Genomic DNA, 17,989 nt, shown 5'->3' on the forward strand with positions numbered 1-17,989 from the left:
GTAGCATACCCGCCTAAGCCTTATTCAGACTGGTATTTCAGGCCAACGATCTGGTGACGGTTACCCGCTACACGAAAGAAGGCAGTTTGCACTTCACCGTTTTCCAGACGCTCACCGCTGATGCGATAGTTACCGTCTGGCAGCTGGGCAACAACCCAAGGGCCATCGGTCAAGCCTTCGGTCAGTAACTCGCCACGATCATTGTGGAGAGTGAACCAGATTTCGGCCAGATAAGAACCTTCCACATTGAAAAATTCAATGGTGGTGTTCTGCATCGGTGCTTCAGCACGTGACTCAATACCGACACCGCCGGTCCAATATTCAATGGCTTGTACGCTGGTGGCCAAGGCGCCGGCGACCAGTCCTGCTAACAAAACACGTCCTAACTTCTTCATATTGCTATCCTCCGCAGAGTGTTGTTTTCATAGTCAGTATAGAGTGGCTGTGTTTAAGGGCAAGCCCTCAGGTAGAAAAGACTGTACTCGTTGATCCTAATCATCGTATTCGCGTTTACCGCGCTAGGTCAATAGCCTCACACAACAGGCGTCCACCCGTTATTAAACTGCTGGTCGGGCGCGAGATATGGTCGCTGTTGATGCTGTAAAGGTGTCCTGACGCGACCGCGGCAATTTCTTTGCTGGGGTGCCAGATTTCAAACCCAGTTCCATCAGAACCGCCACCCAAAATCACCTGTGGATTGCCTGCTACCACGGACTCTCGGCCAACTTGTGGGGCAAGCATGGTGGCATCGCCGAAAATATTTTCGCCACCACATAGGGTAATCAGTTCGCCAATGAAATTACGATTGCTGATGGTGAAAATGGGGTCGTGCCAGACTTGGTAGAAGACACGCAGGCGTTCACGGTCGCCGTATTCTGATCGCAAGTCAGTCATGGCTTGCAGGAGTTTTTGTGCGACTTGTTCACCCTGAGCGGCGCGCCCAGTGAGGCTACCAAGGTCACGCTGTGTCTCGGCGATCATGGCGATGTTCTGCGGATCAGTAAAATAAATGGGGATGTTCAGCTGAGCGAGGGTCTCAAGCTGCGAGGAGACATTGCTGCTATGCCATGCCAAAACCAAATCAGGCTGTAAGCTGAGAATGGCTTCCAGGTTCAGCGCGAAATAATCACCAACGCGAGGAATGGCTTTGGCGGCTTCGGGGTAGTCGCTGTACTCGGCAGCCCCTATCACAAGATGCCCGGCGCCGATCTCGAACATCAGCTCGGTGGCGTGTGGGACCAGGCTGACAATGCGCTGCGCTGGCTGCTGGAGAATAATCGTGTTGCCATCGTCGTCAGTAACACGAATGTCGGCGGTTGCGACAGTGGCGAGAGGGCCTGCGAGCAAGGCCAGGCAGAGGTGTTTGAGTATCCGTTGCGTCAATGTCATTGGTTAGGTCCTTTAAAAAGTCATTTCAGAAAAACCGGCAATCCAGCCACAATCAGCTCTGCTTGGTCCGCCAAACGCCCTAGTTGTTGATTAAGGCGGCCAGCTTCATCGGCAAACTGTCGTGTTAACTCACCTAAGGGAATGATGCCACTGCCCACTTCATTGGTAACGATGATCAAATACTGTGAGGTCGTGGCGAGGTGCTCCAAAAAGGCATTGGCCTCGCGCTCCAAGGTGCCCCGTTCGGCGTGCAAGAGGTTGCTGAGCCACAGGGTCATACAGTCAATCAAAACACAGTGATCGTCCGGCAGCGCCTGCAGTACCTGAGCAAGTTGAATCGGCTCTTCTATGGTTTGCCAGTCGCTTGGTCGCTGATGCCGATGGTGGGCGATGCGGGCTGCCATTTCGGCATCTGCTGCCTGTGCCGTAGCGACGTAGATAACTGGCAGGGCACTGCCCATGGCTAAGGTTTCCGCGCGTTTGCTTTTGCCGGAACGGGCGCCGCCAGTAATCAGGTGGATCATGGGCGGAACCGATTGGCCAGATCACGCATGCGCAGCGTTTCTTGGCGCGCGGCTTCAGCGAAATCAGGGCCTTGGCTGGCATAGAGTATGCCGCGTGATGAGTTGATGATTAAACCAGTGCCTTGGCTGTTCAAGCCTGCTTTCATGACCGCTTCAGTGTCGCCACCTTGAGCCCCTAAGCCGGGCACTAGGATCGCCATGTCGCCGATCAGGGCGCGGACTTCTGCCAGCTCTGCCGGTGCCGTTGCTCCCACTACCAAGGCGAGGTTGCCATGTGGATTCCATTTTTTGGTGGCCTGTTCAGCAACCCGGGCAAACAGAGTTTTACCTGAAGCCAACGTGAGGTTTTGCAGTTCTACTGCCGAGTCGTTAGACGTGCGACACAATACGATCACGCCCTTGTCGGTGTAGCGTGCAAAAGGCTCGATGGTATCCCAACCCATATAGGGGTTAACGGTGACCGCATCAGCCTGATAGCGCTCGAAGGCTTCACGGGCATACATGGTGGCGGTTGAGCCAATGTCGCCTCGTTTACTGTCTAAAATAATCGGAATGTCGGGGTATTCGGTGCGCAGGTAATCCATGGTGGACTGCAGCTGGTCTTCGGCGCCCACCGCGGCGTAGTGGGCGATTTGAGGCTTATAGGCGCAGACCAAGTCGTGCGTTGCATCAATGATCGCTTTATTGAAGGCGAAAATGGCCTTCGGCTCAGACGCAATGGCGGCGGGGAACAGTTCGGGTTGCGGGTCCAGGCCGACACAGATCAATGAGTCGGTTGATTGCCAGCGGGCTTGAAGTTTGGAATAAAAAGTCAAAAATCACTCTCTTCGGTAGGCGTTCGGTTAGGGCGCTATTTGTGGCTTTTAAGAGCCTTGATCAGCACCCGTGAGTTGCGTTGGTAATTGTACAGTGCCTGACGCTCATCAGGTAGGTCACTTACTTTGCCAGCCTGAAAGCCGTTTTCCAGAAACCAGTGCGTGGTGTGTGTGGTTAACGCGAAAAGCTGCGTGACACCGGCGTGCAGGGCTTTATGTTCAATATGACGAAGTAGCTGAGCGCCGCGGCCATGCACCTGATAGTCCGCATGCACGGCCACACAGGCCAGCTCGGCTTGATGTCCTTTCTCAGTAGGGAACGGGTGCAATGCAGCACAGCCAATGATCATGCCGTCGCGCTCATTGACGACAAAATGATCGACCTCCTGTTCCAGCAATTCGCGTGAGCGGCGCACCAGAATGCCTTGATCCTCCAGCGGTTTGAGCAGTTCGAGGATACCCCCAATGTCGTCGCTGCGGGCCGGACGGAAGGTGTCGTACTCGTCGCGCGTAATCATGATGCCACAGCCATCTCGTGTGTAGAGCTCACGGAGCAAACCCCCGGGCTCGTCCGCGGGCAGTAAATGCACACGCGGTATGCCTTGCTGGCAGGCCAGTAAGGCGGTCTGGGCTTCTTGGTAGCCGGGCGCATCGTGCGACAAGTCACTCAGGGTGTCGTGCAGTGCTTGTGGTGTCAGTTGGCTGGTGACGGCAGGATCGGGCAACGAGGCCGCCATCTGGCCCAGTATCACCAGCTTGTCCGCGCGAATGGCACGTGCACAATCGCGGGCGACTTCCAGGGCACTGAGGTTGAACAGTTCACCCGTTACCGAAAACCCATACGGCGGCACCAGCACTACGTTACCGTTGTCGAGCTGATGGCAGATGTCTTGGCCGGCTACACGGCGCACGCTGCCAGTGAATTGCAGGTCCACGCCGTTCAATATGCCGCGCGGTCGCGCATACACGTAGTTGCCGGTCACCGTACGCACTGCTGCACCGTGCATTGGGCTGTTGACCAACCCACGGGAAAACTCGGCTTGCAAGCGGACCAATAGGTGCTGTGCAGCGCCGATTACATGGTGCAGGGTCTCTGCGGTGGTGACTCGTAGATTGTCGCTGAAGTCGTCTTCAATACCTACATGACTTAGGGCACGACCGATTTGTGGCCGCGCGCCAAAGACCACCACCAAGCGCAGACCAAGGCTGCGCAACAGCGCGAGGTCATGAATCAACGCTGAACTGCCTTCATCAATCGCTTCACCAGATAAACAAACCACCAACGTCTTGCCGCGATGGGCATGGATGTACGGGCTGGTGCTGCGAAAGAAGTCCAGAAACTGATCGGTGGAGAGTGACATGAGCCAAGAGTCCTGTTGGTTAGACCGTTATTACAACAGATGACCGAGCCAGTGGAAAGGGCGTTGGAGTGGCGCTGAGTCAAAGGTGTTGAGGCGGTTACGCTAGGAGGTTCAAATTTTTTCAATATATGCGTCGAATTCTTTCGCTATTCGTGTCCCGTTTCGCCGCCTATATTGACGCCATCGCAAAAAGCCAAACTAACGTTGTTTAACCATATTGAAGGAAATTAACATGAAAGCATTGTATCCGTTTGCAGAATTAGCCGGTCGTGTCCTGTTGGCCGTGATCTTTATCCAGAGCGGTTTGGGTAAGATCGGTGGTATTGAAGGTACTCAGGGTTACATGGAAATGATGGGTGTGCCAGGTATCTTGATCTACCCAACAATTTTGGTCGAAGTAATTGGTGGCCTGTTCATCATCGTCGGTTTCCAGACGCGCATTGCCGCTTTATTGTTGGCTGGTTTCTCGCTGCTATCTGGCTTCCTGTTTCACTTTGATCCAAGCAACCAAATGGAAATGATCAGCTTCATGAAAAACGTGACGATCGCTGGTGGTTTCTTGGTATTGCTGGCACACGGCGCAGGCAAAATCAGTATCGACGCCCGCCGTTAAGTCTTCGCCGCCCTTGAGCGGAACATGCTCCTTGTTCAAGCAAGCCTTTGGCGCCTATATGGCGCCTTTTTTATGGCTTACGGATACCTCTTAGGCACTTGCGGCGGCGCGTCGCCGGGTTGTGCGCTGACGCAGTAAGATCAACGCTAAGCCAAATGCCTTCATGCTGAGCATGCCAGCCAATAACAGGGGAAGGGCGTCGGTACCAAAGTTCTCGATCAGCGGTCCAATCAGCGTCGGAGCAACCATTGCACCCAAGCCTGCTGCTAGGAAAATCATGCCGGTACGCTTACCGTTCAGCGACACCAGTTGATTGCCCAGAGTAAACAACGTCGGGAAGATGGCTGACAGAGACAAACCAAACACAAAGGTCAGCACCATCAGAGGCAGCCAGCCGAAGTAAAGACTCAGCATCATCGCAATAGCTAAGCTCAGACAGCTGTACAGCAGGGTCGTGAAGTAGCCAGCGCGCAATATCGGAATGGCCAGCAATCGACCCATGGACAGGCTAAACCAAAAGATAGACACCAAGAAAGCTGCATCGCCTTGGGTCATGCCATTGATTACGCCATAAGTGGTGATCCAGCCGGCAAAGGTCATTTCCATGCCGACATAAAAGCCAAACATGATTAACAGGCCAATGAAAACCACCTTGTCATATTCCTTGTCGACGTGGTCGCTGCCGTCATTCGTTGGGCTAAGCGGACTGCGCTGCGGGGCCAAAAATATGCCTACCGTCACCACGTAAAAAGCGACCAACCAAAAGGCCCACAGTACTGAGACACCGTTATTTACCGCCACCATAATGATCAGTGGCACCACCATGGCGCCGACGCCATAGCAGAAATGCAGGGTGCTGATAAAGGGACCGGATTTCTCACGGTGCCACCACATGGTCATGACGTTGCCACCGGCGTTCATGGATACCTCGGCAAAGCCCAAGACGAAGATGACGACCGTCATTACGATCAACAAGGGGCTAACGGGCATTAGGAGCATGCCGGTCACCGCGAGCGTGATCATACCAATCAACACTCGGTGGCCTTTAAAGTTATCAAGCAAGAACCCAGAAATAACCGACCCGGCCATATTGCCCAGTGCGCGCGCTGTAAAAAGAATGGCGATCTGGCTCATGGTTGACCCGCTCTGCTCGGCCAGAAAGGGTAAGGCAGGGCCCAGAATGCCACCGATCATGCCTATGCCGATGAACATCAAAAAATAGGTAATGGTGGGTCGCCAATGCGACGCCGTTTGCTGTGGAGGCAAGGCGTGATCCATGAATGTTCCTATAAACAGTGGGGGGACGGTTCGATAACTCGTTACAGTGTGAGAGCGGCGAACACCTGCTCATTATACAGAAACTGGCCGCATGGTCAGTCCTATAGCGCGCTAGATTAGCACAGCTACCGGAGTATCGTACGTATGGGCAGAAGGATAAATTCGCCTAATAGTGCGGGCCAGAGCTTCGCTAGAAATTGTTCCCGCAAAAGATCTTATTCGGCAAAGCAGTCTGAAAAAAGCGTAGCTTACGGGGGCTTCTTAAGAGGCAACTATAGGACTGCTTCAGCAACGTAAGGCAGAGATGAAAGATTTCTGTTGTAACAATTGTAATACAGCCGACATTTGCCATTAATTTTTGCCTGCCAGAGTGCGTGCACGCTCAATTATTTTGGAGAGTGCGCGGTGCTGACGTTGACGACTGAAACCATTGCTTTAGGGCAAACTGCAACAGACAAAGAGGATGCGATTCAACAGGTTGGGCCCTGTTGGTCAATGCCGGCTACATGGCTGAGCCCTACATTAATAGCATGCGCGGACGCGAGGCAGTCGCCAATACGCTGTTGGGTAACGGCATCGCCATTCCGCATGGTTTACAGGAAGACCGCGACTACATCCACCGTACCGGTATCGCGGTGTTGCAGTTGCCAGAGGGCGTGGTTTGGAAGGGCGGCGAAAAGGCGCACTTGATCGTTGGCATTGCCGCACGTTCCGACGAGCACATTCAGGTGCTGTCTAATCTCACCGATGTATTGGCGAACCCGGCCTTGGCCGATGAGCTAGCGCATACCCCGGATGCGGAACGCATCGTTCAGGTATTGAACGGGGAGGCTGTAACGCCCGCCGCTGACCCACAGTTGCCTGACTTCGCACGGAAGCGCACCCTTACCTACCCCGCAGGTGCTGGTTTGCACGCGCGGCCTGCCACCACCTTTGTTGATATGGCCGGGTTGTTTAAAGCCGACATCCTAGTGCGCCACAACGATAAAACGGCCGACGGTAAGGCCATGTCGAGCCTGTTGCGCCTCGGCGTGACGGGTGGTTCGACCATTGTTCTTTCCGCAGAGGGGCCAGATGCCGACGCCGCTCTGGATGCGCTGTGCGAAGGTGTGGCGGCCGGTTTAGGCGATGAAGCTCATGCAGAAGAGCCGATGGCGGTGGTAGATCGCCATTATGACGGCGAGCTGTTAAGCGGTGGCGCGGGTGCTCCTGGAATCGCCGTTGCGCCTCTGGTCGTTTGGCAGCCCGGTGACGTGCAGATCAGCGCGGTAGCCGGAACGGTGGCAGAAGAGGGTGCCAAGCTTGACTCCGCCGTGCAGCAAGCCATCACGAATTTGGATGCCCTTATTGCCGAATCTGAGCAGAGCAAGCAGCAGGATCAACAAGGCATTTTCCAAGCACATCGGGCACTCTTGCGTGATCCGGACGTGGTCTCTGAAGTGCGTACGGCGTTGGCATCGGGCACGTCAGCCGCCAGTGCGTGGTGGACCAGCTTGTCGCGTCGTGCGGCGGAACAAAGTCAGGTCGCCGATGAGCGTTTAGCCGCCCGTGCCGCCGACTGGCGGGACATTGGTCAACGCGTATTGGCCTTGCTGGACCCCTCTGCGGTCGGTAACTCGGCCCCAGTATTGGCAGAACCGGCCATTCTGGTGGCGGCCGATCTCACGCCTTCGCAAACGGCGACTCTCGACAAAGATAAGGTGCTGGCCATAGTTACGGCACAGGGCGGCCCGACGTCGCATACCGCCATACTCGCCCGTGCTTTGGGTATCCCTGCACTGGTCGGGATGGGAAGTGACGTTTTGCAAGCGCGCAGCGAGCGCGCCATTGCTGATGGTGATGCTGGTATTCTGGTGATATCCCCCACCGAGAATGACCTAACGCGAGCTGCAGCGACGCAGCGCGCCGGAGAGGTGGCCCGCCAAGTCGCTTACGAAGAGCGTTTCCAACCAGCTCTGATGCTCGACGCCGCACGCATAGAAGTTGTGGGTAACACCGGCAGCGTGAGTGATACCAGCGAGGTGTTGGAATACGGCGGTGAGGGCGTTGGCCTGTTGCGTTCGGAATTCTTGTTTCTGGGCCGCGACACTGCCCCCACCGAAGATGAACAATACCAAGCCTATAAAGCCATGGTTGATACCCTAAATGGCTTTCCGCTCATTATCCGCACGCTCGACATAGGTGGCGACAAGGTCGTGCCTTATTTGAACTTGCCGCATGAAGATAACCCCTTCCTCGGTGTGCGGGACATTGGCACCATGCTTATCCCGGTCGAGTTGATTACGGCTGGTAACGTATCTTCATTCTGCGCTTGGGCGCGCTGCGAGTGAGGGGAGAAATGCTGATTTATCATTCCCGAATTCGCAGTGGTACGGTATATGTGGCTGTTTGAGCGCTACCCAGCCTCGCCAGTCAGTACACCTGATCATGATTGCCCACATCCACAAGGATGATATCGCTACCTTGTATAACCAGTTCCAACACTATGCGGTAGCTCATATTGATTGAAACTGAATGCAGTCCGCTTAAACGGCCCGACAGTCCATGAAGCCTCAATGAGGGGTGTTGCGGATTAATCTCCAGTAGCTCCAAGGTTTTCTGGTATTGATTCCGAATTTCCGGGTGCTTTTTCAGGAATTTCCTAGCCTTTCTGAGATAACTTTCAGGATAAATGAGCCTATATGTCATCAGCAACTCGTTTCATGTGCTCGGCAACACTTTCTGTGACATACCTGCCAGCCTCAACGTCGGCCTTTGCTTCCTGTAATGCAATAGTCAGCTCGTATTCACGCAGTTTTGCATACTTCTCAACATCCATGACGACATAGAGATCCTTCCCCCGCACAGAGATAATGACCTCTTCATCTACCTTTAAACGAGCCTCTACCGCCGATATCCCTTTGGTTTTCAGCTCGTTAGCGGTCAGTGTGTTCATTTCATCACCTACGACATTTAAAGTGCGCTTAATAGTACTATTAAGGGTATCATTAATCAGACTGTTGTAACACCCTCTACTATCCCGATTTCGCCGCTGCTTTGTGTCTCCATAGCAGTCCACACTAGGTCAAGATGTTAGAAGCTGAACGCCGCCGTTGCCTGATAATGCACTTCACCGTTTTGCGCCGCTAACGGGCTGCCATCGTTGGCCCAATAGTGCGTGAGGCTCAAGCCCAGATTCCACGCATCGCTGTAGTCATAGCCTAGGGTGCCAATGCTGACCAAGGTGTCACGTTGCAACGTTGTAAAGGCCGTTAGGCCAGTGGTGAGTTGGTCATTGACGAAGGCTTTTTGCCATGACGCCGCCAGGTTACCGGTTAAGCGTTCATCGTCGCTCAGTCCTTCGTTATCAAGCCATGCTTCCAAGGTAACGAAGGTTAAGAACATGCCCCAACGTCGATGGTTGTGTTCTAGCCCCACGGCGGCATCCAGCCGATCACGCGCCTCACCGAGCGCGCTCAGCATGCCATCATTCGCCTGTGCGGGTACCAGCTCGTTTTTATAAGCCAGGTCTGCTTTCAGCAGGGTGTTGCCGAGCGGGTAGGTGGCGCTGAGACCGGCCAGCCAGTAGGGGTCTAAAAAAATATCTCCGGTATTGCTGTCGATAACCGGCAGGTCAGGCACCAAGCGAGCACCGTAAAGACTTAATTCCAAGCGCCCTAATTGGGTCAGTGCACTGAGGCCGAACTCAGGCGGTGCTTCCGCCATAGCAGTCCCAATGTTTTGCAACACAGGCAACGACGGATCGGTTAAATCAATCTTGGTCAGATCGGCATCTGCTCCCAAATCGATACTGAACCCCGGCTTAGGTGTCAGGAAAACGCCCAGTTGCTGGTTCCCCCGATACCAATTGCCGATCAACATAAATTGCGCGACTTTACTGCCGCTAATATCACTGCCCAGTGACAGCGCTTGTGGACTGGCGACGTCGACCGCCCCCGCGCCTTCAACCTTGCCCCAGACTAAACTTTGCAGGCCGACACTGGCTTGCCATTGGTCGCGGCTGGTTTCCAGAGTGGCTTTGTCGATGCGGCCTTGGGTGCGCACCCAGTCGGTATCTTCACCATTCCATTCAGTGGGCCAGTGCAGGTCTAAACCGCCGTCCAAGTTAAAGAACACGTGGGCGTTCAGGGGCTGTGTCAGTTCCGTCTTGATGCGTGTTGACCAGCCTGCCAATGCGTCGTCGTGCTGCCCATCGATGCGCTGTTCGATCACTGTGCGCACAGAAGGTGGCGTCGACACGGTGGTGAAGTCGCCAGTTACACTAGAGAAATCATCGAACGAAAAGTCGTCGAAGTCCATGCCATGTGATGTTCCCACCCATATCATGGAGGCGAATATGATGAGCTGTCGGCAGCCTTGCATTCGGTCACTCCTTACTGGGTTTGCGCGCGCAGCGCGTTCAAATGACGCTCGCGGAATACCTGGTCGGTCAGCGCGCGCTGGGTCAGAAACTCTTCTTCGATGTCGACACCAAAGGTAATGGCATCAATTGAAATGTTGCTCAGGCGGCTGCTGGTCAGGTTCATTACAGTGATTGAACGTGCCATCCAGACGTCGTTCATGCGTTCGATATTGGCGAACTGAAAACGCTTGTATTCGTCACCGCGGCGGTCGTAGGTGGAAACCCGCAACTGAACAAGGCGCTCTTGGTCGATCCACATATCGGTTTTGCTGTAGCGCGAAGTGCGTGCACGTTCAGGGGTGGGGATGCTTTGAATCACCCACACCGGGCGGCCTTGATAGGTCGTTTCGTCGAGCAGGGTGAATTCGTAGTCGTCCAGCTTGCCCGTTTCCTGGTCTTCGGTGGTAAATTCGCTGCCGAACAGTGATGCGGGTTCACTGTCGTCATCGCTGTTGCTGGCAGTAATGCGGCGCACCGTATTCAGTGCAGACAGGTACATCCAGGTTTCGTTGTCTTTGCTGGTGTCGTCGTAGGCGTAGCTCAGCATGCCTACACCGCGCTCCGAGGCAGGTTCCAGCACGACCATCAGGGATTTGGTGTCCTTGTTGTCAGGCCCGGTGTTGATCTGCACACTTTCCAACTGGCGCACGCGCGGTTGCTCGACGCAGCGCACTTGACCTTCCGTCAAGCCAAAGCGACATGAGGTGAGGCGCATACGTGAAAACGCCGAGTCAGTCGTTGCCAGTTGCTGAGCTTCTACCTGCTCCATGACCTGGCGGGCCGTTAGGCCGCTGCTGCTGCGTTTCTCTTCCGCCAGCAGACCGGCTGAAAAAATAGCCGTAGTTATTAGGGCCGCAGTGGCCCGGGTGATAAGTGTTTTCATGTGGCACTCCCGTAAGACGCAGTATTAGAGGGTGTGGAAAATCCGGTTTCGACATCCTTTAAACCAAAGCGCGGTTTAAAGATCATGATGAGGGCGGGCAACAGCAGCAGGTCACACAGCAAGGCGATGAACAAAGCCCCGCCGCCCAGCCAGCCGACTTTGGCGATGCCAAGGTAATCCGAAAAGCCCAGTGTCATAAAGCCGAGGCCAAGAATCAGCGTGGTGAAGGTCACTGCCTGACCCACTTCTTTGATGGTGTCGCGCAGGGCACGCATCATGTTTTTGGTACGCGCTAGGGCGATGCGGTAGTGCGTTAAGAAGTGAATGGTGTCGTCGACCGCAATGCCGATGATCAGCGGTGCAATCAGCAAGGTGTCGGCATCCAAGGCGCTGCCTATCAAGCCAAGAAAACCGAAGGCGAAAATAGCTGGCAAAAGGTTAGGCACCATGCCCAGTAAGCCCGCTTGCAACGAACCAAGAGAGATCATTAACAACAGGCTGATGACGAAAATCGCCAACAAGAGGCTTTGAAACTGGGTGCGAGCCAGGTCGTCGGCCAGACGCATCATCAAGGCGGTGGTGCCAGTTACGGTGATGTCCATATCCGGGTAAGCCGCACGCAGATGTTCGAAAGCGGCATCAATGTCGTCCTGCATTTCATGAAAGAACAGCCCGTATTCGTAAGAGCCGGCGTTCAGCATCTGTACGCTGATGTGGGAGCGGCTGTAGTCGTCGCTGACCAGCGCACGACGATCTTCCGGGTTGGCACTGTTGAACATGTAGAGCAGTTGGCTGACTGCCATGCTGCTGTCAGGGATACTGCGGTTGCCGCTGAACGTCATCACCTCCAACGTGTCCTTAACGACATCTGTTAAGGCACTGGTGCGCACCACATAGTCGCTGTACTTGGACTCCAGGGTACGCTGCAGGCGATCAACCGCCTGCAATACCTGCGGGTCTTGCAGTGCATCGGAGCGTTGGAAGTCCATCATGATGGACAATCCGCCAGTCCCCATCATGTGTTCATCAACCACTTCATACGCCACGCGGAACGAAGTGCCTTCTTTAAAAAGTTCGACGATGTTGGAATCCAGCTTGGCTTGCGACGTACCGTACAGAAACAACACAAAGGCGCTCAGAAAGATGGCGGCAATGGTTCTCGGGGCGCGCGCGACCCTATCGGGGATGGCTTCCAGCGCAGGCTGCAGCCAATGGGCTCTGACCACATGGCGAACCTGTGGAATGGCTAAAAAGCGGCGTATTGGCCAAGTGAGCAGGCGAGCGGGCAGTAACAACCAGCCGTACCAGCGTCGAGGTTTTATCGACGCGGGAGCCGCTTTCGCGTGTACGTCTTTCGGATGCCAAAGATCCATCAACACCGGCAACACAATGACGGTAAACAGCAAGGCGAGGAAAACACCGGCGGCCGAGGCAAAGCCGAACACGCGAAATTGCACCAACGGGTTGGTGGCTAATGCCAGCATACCTGCCATGGTGGTCAGAGTCGTCAGCAAGATAGGCAGGCCGGTCTTCAGATAGGCTTTGTCGAGCGCGCTTTCATGGTCTAGATCGTGGCGGCGGTAATACAGATAGGTCGACATCACGTGCACGCAGTCGGCTACGCCCACGGCGAGTATCAAGGTCGCCGTTAAGCCGAGCATTTGCGACAAGGCGATATCAAACCAACCACAGAAGCCTACGACCCATAGCGTACAAAGGCCGATGGCGAGCACTGGCCACACCACCGCGCTGGCGCTGTGCAGGAGCAACCACAGCAAAGCCACCACGATAACGATCATGAGCAAAAACAACATGCCCATCTGCACCATGGTATCGGCCGTTAGGTCCATCATAGCCGCGTTCCCAATTGGGAAGTATTCAAAGCGCTCGGTAAATTCCGGTGCCATGATCACGCCACGCAGATCCACCATAAAATCGATGTATTCGTAGAAGTCGGTATCGCGAAATTGCCGCTCTATACTTTGTGCGGTTTCGTCCACAGTAAAGGCATCGAAGCTGAAGCCTCCGTCGGAAAATTCGCCGCTGAAGCTGTCAAACCCCATGGCGTCATCCAAGCCTGGCCCTGAGCCTTCAATGGGAATGGCACCAAAGTCGGTCTGAATCATCAGGGCGCCGTATTCGCCATTCTCCGAAAAGTAAAATAACGGGAAGCCGGTTTGCGCACGTGCAGTCGCTTCAATGGTGGCCAGTTCCGCCGGGTCATTGCGCAGAGGGTGTGGCACCAAACGCACTGATCGCAAGGTATCGCCCTCGTTGAGCTGCACGCGTGCGTTGCTGAGCCCCTGTATCCGGGTGATATGACTCAAGGATGACTCGTCGTTGAACGACTCGGACTCCAAGCGCTCTTGCAGGGTTCGAATAGCGTTTAGAGACTCGTATGAGAACACATTACCGTCTTTCGCTCGATAGACCAGAAAGACTCCGTCGTCGGAACCGAATTGCGCGCGAAAGCGATCGAGTGCGATCAGCGCAGGGTCATCGGCATCGAACCAACTGTCGTAGGTCTGATCAACGGTGACGCGAAAAGCGCCAATCGCCATCACGACGCTGATGATGAGGGTGGAAGAGAGAATCAACCAGCGCCAGGGGCGCATTGTCCTTGGGATAGTGCCAAAGAAGTCGTTCAACGAAAGCAATAATCGTTGCATGTCCATATACCTCGTTCGCTAAGTTGCAGGATACCTTACGAAAGTTGTCACGTTATCTTATTGATGCTGGTCAGTTTATCGCCAAAGAGTCACGGTGTCCGGTGACGATTGTCATGTATTTGTAGCGCTTGAAACGGTGCGCTGTGCTGGTTTGAATCGGGCCTTTGTGCTATAAATCGGCCATTCAAAACAACGATACAGAATGAGCATTCAGCCGCTCAGACTCCAGCAATGAGGCGACACACATCCATGAGCACTTCAGACCATCTCGTGATATTCGACACCACGCTGCGCGACGGTGAGCAAAGCCCAGGCGCATCCATGACGCTGGAAGAAAAGGTACGCATTGCGACCAGTCTAGAAAAGATGAAGGTGGATGTTATCGAAGCTGGGTTTGCCGCAGCCAGTCCGGGCGATTTTGACGCCATTCAGGCGATCGCTCAGGCGGTGAAAGACAGTACGATCTGCAGTTTGGCACGTGCTACCGATGGTGACTTAGAGCGCGCTGCCGGTGCTCTGAAAGGCGCTAATAGAGCGCGAATTCATACCTTTATTGCAACCTCACCCATCCATATGAAATACAAATTGCAGATGGAACCCGATCAAGTGGTTGAGCGCGCCGTACACGCAGTAAAGACGGCGCGTGGTTATGTGGATGATGTGGAGTTTTCCTGCGAAGACGCTGGGCGCAGTGAGGTGGATTTCCTGTGCCGTATCATTGAACAGGCGATTGATGCTGGGGCGACCACCATCAACATTCCCGACACCGTGGGCTACGCCATTCCAGAACAGTTTGGTGATTTGATCGCGCAATTGATGAACCGTATTCCGAATGCCGATAAGGCCATTTTTTCGGTGCATTGCCACAATGATTTGGGTTTGGCGGTGGCGAACTCATTGGCGGCTGTATCGCGTGGCGCACGGCAAGTTGAGTGCACCATTAATGGCTTGGGTGAGCGTGCCGGTAATGCGTCGCTGGAAGAGATCGTGATGGCGGTGCGCACGCGCCCTGATCTGTTCTCGGTCACCACGCAACTGGATACCCGTATGATTGTGCCAACCTCACGTTTGGTGTCGTCGGTAACCGGTTTTCCAGTGCAGCCCAACAAAGCCATTGTTGGCGCAAACGCCTTTGCCCATGAGGCGGGCATTCACCAAGATGGCGTGTTGAAGCATCGCGAAACGTACGAAATTATGAAAGCCGAAGATGTCGGCTGGCACACCAACCGCATGGTGCTGGGTAAACACTCTGGTCGAAACGCCCTAAAAGCACGCTTTGAAGAGCTGGGTTATAGCATTGCGGACGAACATCAGTTAATGGCGCTGTTCGGCCGGTTTAAAGATTTGGCCGATCGCAAGCATGAAATATTCGACGAAGACCTGCATGCTTTGTTATCTGAAAGTGGCCCGAAAACAGTGCCTGAGCGCTATGCGCTGATGGATATGAGCACTGCCGCCGTTTACGGCGGTAAGCCAACAGCGACCATTCAATTGAAAGTGGACGGTGTGCAAGTGGAAACCAGTGCCGAAGGCGATGGCCAAGTGGATGCCTCCTTTAAAGCCATTGAGAAGGTGGTACAGAGCGGCGCGAATTTGCAGATATTCTCAGTAAATGCAGTGACCGAGGGTACTGAGTCGCAGGGCGAATCAACCGTGCGGTTGGAAAAAGGCGGGCGTATTGTGAATGGTAAGGGAGCAGATACCGATATCGTGGTGTCGGCGGTGAAGGCTTACATTCATGCCCTCAACTTGCTGACGCAAGAAGGTAAGCTGAACCCGCAGATAACAGTATAACGGTGTCTTGTCGATGACGGTTCAGGACGCCATACAACCCGCTACTGCTGAAGCCATACGACGTGATTACTTGGCGGCCATGGGAATCACTCAGTGGTATGCGCGTGCGCCGCTGGCCGATGGGGCTGTGGCGGTGTGGTCGGATGAAACTGTCTCGACGCCACCTTCACCGAGAGCCTCCGCCCTAGCAGCTCTTGAGGCGGTGGTGGAAACAGTGCCTCACCAGCCTGCCGCGGAGATTCCAACTCCGGCGGTCAATAAAGTCATTGCCCCCGAATTTAAAGCACCTAAGCCTGCGGTTGAGAAAGCCGGGCCGGAAGTCGATATACCGGTAGAGAAGGCTGCGCCGACGCGTCAGCAAGGCATTGAGTTTATGCAGCAATGGTGGGCGCGTGACGGTTGGTTGATCGTCGATACGCGACCCAAGAAGATGCCAGTACTGCAACAACAAGCCGCTGATCGTCTGATGGCGGCAATTGCTTACGCGGTATGCGGACATTCAGCGCCACTTTACAGCAACTTGGTGGATTGGCCTTTGTTTGTGAATCGCTCCATTAAGCATGACCTGGAAGAAGCGCAGTTTTACCTGCAGCAAAAATGGCAGGCAGTACAACAGCCCACTCCCATTACGCGCTTATTATTGTTAGGCGATCAATCGCCTTCCTTGCTTAACTGTGTGTCGGCTGATACGCGGACGGATGTCCCTTGGGAATGGCAGGGTGTGCGGTGCTTGCAAGGCCCCAGCACCAGCGAGTTATTGCATTTGCCGGGTATGAAAAGGGATTTTTGGCGTGCTCTGCAGCCGTGGTTGGGTGCGCATGAATGACCACGTGGAATTACACTTTCGTGCCATGACCCTGGTCGATGTGCCAGCCTGTTTGGCTCTTGAGGCAGCGGTTACCAGTCATCCTTGGACGGTGGAGTCCTTACAGCGCGCTTTCAAGCCTTACCACTGGAGTTGTATCGCTGAGCGTGAAGGCCGTGTAGTGGGTTTCTGTGTGGGTTTGCTGGTGGCTGATGAAATGTCGATTTTGAACGTCGCCGTGGCAGCAGACCAACAGCGGCAGGGTATTGGTTCACAGCTCTTGCACCGGGCATTTAAAGCCTGTGAAGAGGCCGGGGCTTTGGAAGTGTTTCTAGAAGTACGTCAGTCTAACGAATCTGCTCAAGCGCTCTATCACAAGCTGGATTTCCACGTCGTAGGTATTCGCGAGAACTACTACCCGCGCATGCCGGAAGGGCGCGAGCATGCATTGATCATGGCTCGCACTATTTAAAGGGCCTTTTAGGCCCTTTGATTGATCAGAGCTTCCTTAGAGTACTTCGGTGTCTACCACCAGGTCCGACGATATGCTTTCTAGGGTGTCGGAGAGGTCGTGCTCGTCCATACCGTCGGGCAAAACCACCTTCAAAGATGCAACAAACAGGTGATCACCCGACATGGGGGCGCTTTCGCACTGTGTGTGCAGCTCATGCACATTAACGTGCTGGCGTGCCAGCAGTGCGGTGATTTCACGCACTATGCCTGGGCGATCACTGCCGGTCACCGTGATATGCACACGGGCTTTGTGCGCCGATACGCGGGCATCAGTAGCGTCGATGCTGATCTTCACACCCTTGCTGGTCAGGGCGTCCAACGCTTCGCACAGCGCATCGCGTTGCGCTTCAGGTACTTCAAGGCGCACTATCCCGGCAAACTTGCCGGCTAGGTTCGCCAAGCTACTTTCTAGCCAGTTGCCCTGATGCGCAGAGATGGCATCTGCCACCTGTTCTACGATACCCGGGCGGTCGTCGGCGATGATGCTGAGAATCAGTGGTGTCATCGTTCAGGTGTCCTATGGTTGATGGCGCTGTGCATAAGCCATTAGGCGTCGGTGCATTGATCGATGTAGGAGTCAGCGTCCATAAAGCCTTCCAACTCAGACTCATCGTGTACCTTCATCTTGAAGAACCAGCCGTCTTCGAATGGGTCACTGTTGACCAACTCTGGCGCATCTTCTAAGGATTCATTGATGGCTATGATGGTGCCAGTCACGGGCGCATAGATATCTGACGCCGCTTTAACTGACTCAACGACGGCAATGCCATCACCCGCGACCACTTCCGCATCAACCTCGGGCAGGTCAACAAACACGACGTCGCCCAGTTGCTCTTGCGCGAAATCAGTGATGCCCACCGTAATGGTGTCACCGTCGATGAGAATCCATTCGTGGGTATTGGTGTATTTCAGATCAGCAGGTGTATTGCTCATAGTCTGTACT

17 protein-coding genes are annotated in these 17,989 nt (G+C 54.5%); 5 read left to right on the forward strand and 12 right to left on the reverse strand.

What is annotated here, in order from left to right; all coding sequences use genetic code 11:
* Nucleotides 1–20: 20 nt before the first annotated feature.
* The 5 genes from NFC81_RS03920 to argA all read right to left on the reverse strand — a co-directional run bounded on the left by NFC81_RS03920 (nucleotide 21) and on the right by argA (nucleotide 4,089).
* Nucleotides 21–395, reverse strand: coding sequence for a hypothetical protein (locus NFC81_RS03920; RefSeq protein WP_304996230.1), 375 nt, complete (start codon nucleotides 393–395; stop codon nucleotides 21–23).
* 115 nt (nucleotides 396–510) lie between these two features.
* A complete protein-coding gene (locus NFC81_RS03925; RefSeq protein ID WP_304996231.1) occupies nucleotides 511–1,389 on the reverse strand; it encodes a cobalamin-binding protein in 879 nt (292 codons plus the stop codon).
* Between the two features lie 20 nt (nucleotides 1,390–1,409).
* Entirely contained in the window at nucleotides 1,410–1,913 is a 504-nt protein-coding gene (gene cobU / locus NFC81_RS03930) for a bifunctional adenosylcobinamide kinase/adenosylcobinamide-phosphate guanylyltransferase (RefSeq protein WP_304996232.1), read from the reverse strand.
* The gene (pyrF, locus tag NFC81_RS03935) at nucleotides 1,910–2,728 is read right to left on the reverse strand and encodes an orotidine-5'-phosphate decarboxylase (protein WP_304996233.1); all 819 of its coding nucleotides are present in this window, start codon (nucleotides 2,726–2,728) and stop codon (nucleotides 1,910–1,912) included. Before pyrF ends, cobU begins: the two co-directional genes overlap by 4 nt.
* Nucleotides 2,729–2,763: 35 nt before the next feature.
* On the reverse strand, nucleotides 2,764–4,089 hold the full coding sequence (argA, locus tag NFC81_RS03940) for an amino-acid N-acetyltransferase (RefSeq protein WP_304996234.1): 1,326 nt from the start codon (nucleotides 4,087–4,089) through the stop codon (nucleotides 2,764–2,766).
* A gap of 232 nt (nucleotides 4,090–4,321) precedes the next feature.
* On the opposite strand from argA, the gene NFC81_RS03945 reads away from it, so the two are divergent.
* Nucleotides 4,322–4,702 carry a DoxX family protein gene (locus tag NFC81_RS03945; protein WP_304996235.1) on the forward strand — a complete coding sequence of 127 codons (381 nt, stop codon included), beginning with the start codon at nucleotides 4,322–4,324 and terminating at the stop codon, nucleotides 4,700–4,702.
* Between the two features lie 90 nt (nucleotides 4,703–4,792).
* On the opposite strand, the gene NFC81_RS03950 is transcribed toward NFC81_RS03945, so the two are convergent.
* Nucleotides 4,793–5,980, reverse strand: a complete 1,188-nt coding sequence (locus NFC81_RS03950) for an MFS transporter (protein ID WP_304996236.1) — start codon at nucleotides 5,978–5,980, stop codon at nucleotides 4,793–4,795.
* Nucleotides 5,981–6,468: 488 nt separating this feature from the next.
* On the opposite strand from NFC81_RS03950, the gene NFC81_RS03955 reads away from it, so the two are divergent.
* Nucleotides 6,469–8,310 (forward strand): HPr family phosphocarrier protein, encoded by a 1,842-nt coding sequence (locus tag NFC81_RS03955; protein ID WP_304996237.1) that lies wholly within the window; start codon nucleotides 6,469–6,471, stop codon nucleotides 8,308–8,310.
* A 347-nt stretch (nucleotides 8,311–8,657) separates the two neighbouring features.
* Here the strand turns inward: NFC81_RS03955 and NFC81_RS03960 are convergent, their stop codons facing one another.
* The 4 genes from NFC81_RS03960 to NFC81_RS03975 all read right to left on the reverse strand — a co-directional run bounded on the left by NFC81_RS03960 (nucleotide 8,658) and on the right by NFC81_RS03975 (nucleotide 13,934).
* Nucleotides 8,658–8,915, reverse strand: a complete 258-nt coding sequence (locus NFC81_RS03960) for a type II toxin-antitoxin system prevent-host-death family antitoxin (RefSeq protein WP_304996238.1) — start codon at nucleotides 8,913–8,915, stop codon at nucleotides 8,658–8,660.
* 137 nt (nucleotides 8,916–9,052) lie between these two features.
* A complete protein-coding gene (locus tag NFC81_RS03965) occupies nucleotides 9,053–10,342 on the reverse strand; it encodes a hypothetical protein (RefSeq protein WP_304996239.1) in 1,290 nt (429 codons plus the stop codon).
* 11 nt (nucleotides 10,343–10,353) lie between these two features.
* Nucleotides 10,354–11,265, reverse strand: a complete 912-nt coding sequence (locus NFC81_RS03970) for an outer membrane lipoprotein-sorting protein (protein ID WP_304996240.1) — start codon at nucleotides 11,263–11,265, stop codon at nucleotides 10,354–10,356.
* Complete coding sequence (locus tag NFC81_RS03975; RefSeq protein WP_304996241.1) at nucleotides 11,262–13,934, reverse strand: MMPL family transporter; 2,673 nt, start codon at nucleotides 13,932–13,934, stop codon at nucleotides 11,262–11,264. The genes NFC81_RS03970 and NFC81_RS03975 overlap by 4 nt, the downstream gene beginning before the upstream one ends.
* Nucleotides 13,935–14,183: 249 nt before the next feature.
* Here NFC81_RS03975 and NFC81_RS03980 point away from each other — a divergent pair, with 249 nt between their 5' ends.
* The 3 genes from NFC81_RS03980 to rimI are packed head-to-tail and all read left to right on the forward strand — an operon-like array spanning nucleotide 14,184 to nucleotide 17,005.
* Nucleotides 14,184–15,728, forward strand: coding sequence for a 2-isopropylmalate synthase (locus NFC81_RS03980; RefSeq protein ID WP_304996242.1), 1,545 nt, complete (start codon nucleotides 14,184–14,186; stop codon nucleotides 15,726–15,728).
* Nucleotides 15,729–15,741: 13 nt separating this feature from the next.
* On the forward strand, nucleotides 15,742–16,554 hold the full coding sequence (locus tag NFC81_RS03985; protein ID WP_304996243.1) for a hypothetical protein: 813 nt from the start codon (nucleotides 15,742–15,744) through the stop codon (nucleotides 16,552–16,554).
* Nucleotides 16,547–17,005 (forward strand): ribosomal protein S18-alanine N-acetyltransferase, encoded by a 459-nt coding sequence (rimI, locus tag NFC81_RS03990; protein ID WP_304996244.1) that lies wholly within the window; start codon nucleotides 16,547–16,549, stop codon nucleotides 17,003–17,005. The genes NFC81_RS03985 and rimI overlap by 8 nt, the downstream gene beginning before the upstream one ends.
* A 36-nt stretch (nucleotides 17,006–17,041) precedes the next feature.
* Here the strand turns inward: rimI and NFC81_RS03995 are convergent, their stop codons facing one another.
* A complete protein-coding gene (locus tag NFC81_RS03995; protein WP_304996245.1) occupies nucleotides 17,042–17,551 on the reverse strand; it encodes an ACT domain-containing protein in 510 nt (169 codons plus the stop codon).
* A gap of 41 nt (nucleotides 17,552–17,592) precedes the next feature.
* The gene (gcvH, locus tag NFC81_RS04000; protein ID WP_304996246.1) at nucleotides 17,593–17,979 is read right to left on the reverse strand and encodes a glycine cleavage system protein GcvH; all 387 of its coding nucleotides are present in this window, start codon (nucleotides 17,977–17,979) and stop codon (nucleotides 17,593–17,595) included.
* Nucleotides 17,980–17,989 lie beyond the last annotated feature (10 nt).

Origin of the sequence: Salinispirillum sp. LH 10-3-1 (assembly GCF_030643825.1) — a bacterium.
Lineage (GTDB): Bacteria > Pseudomonadota > Gammaproteobacteria > Pseudomonadales > Natronospirillaceae > Salinispirillum.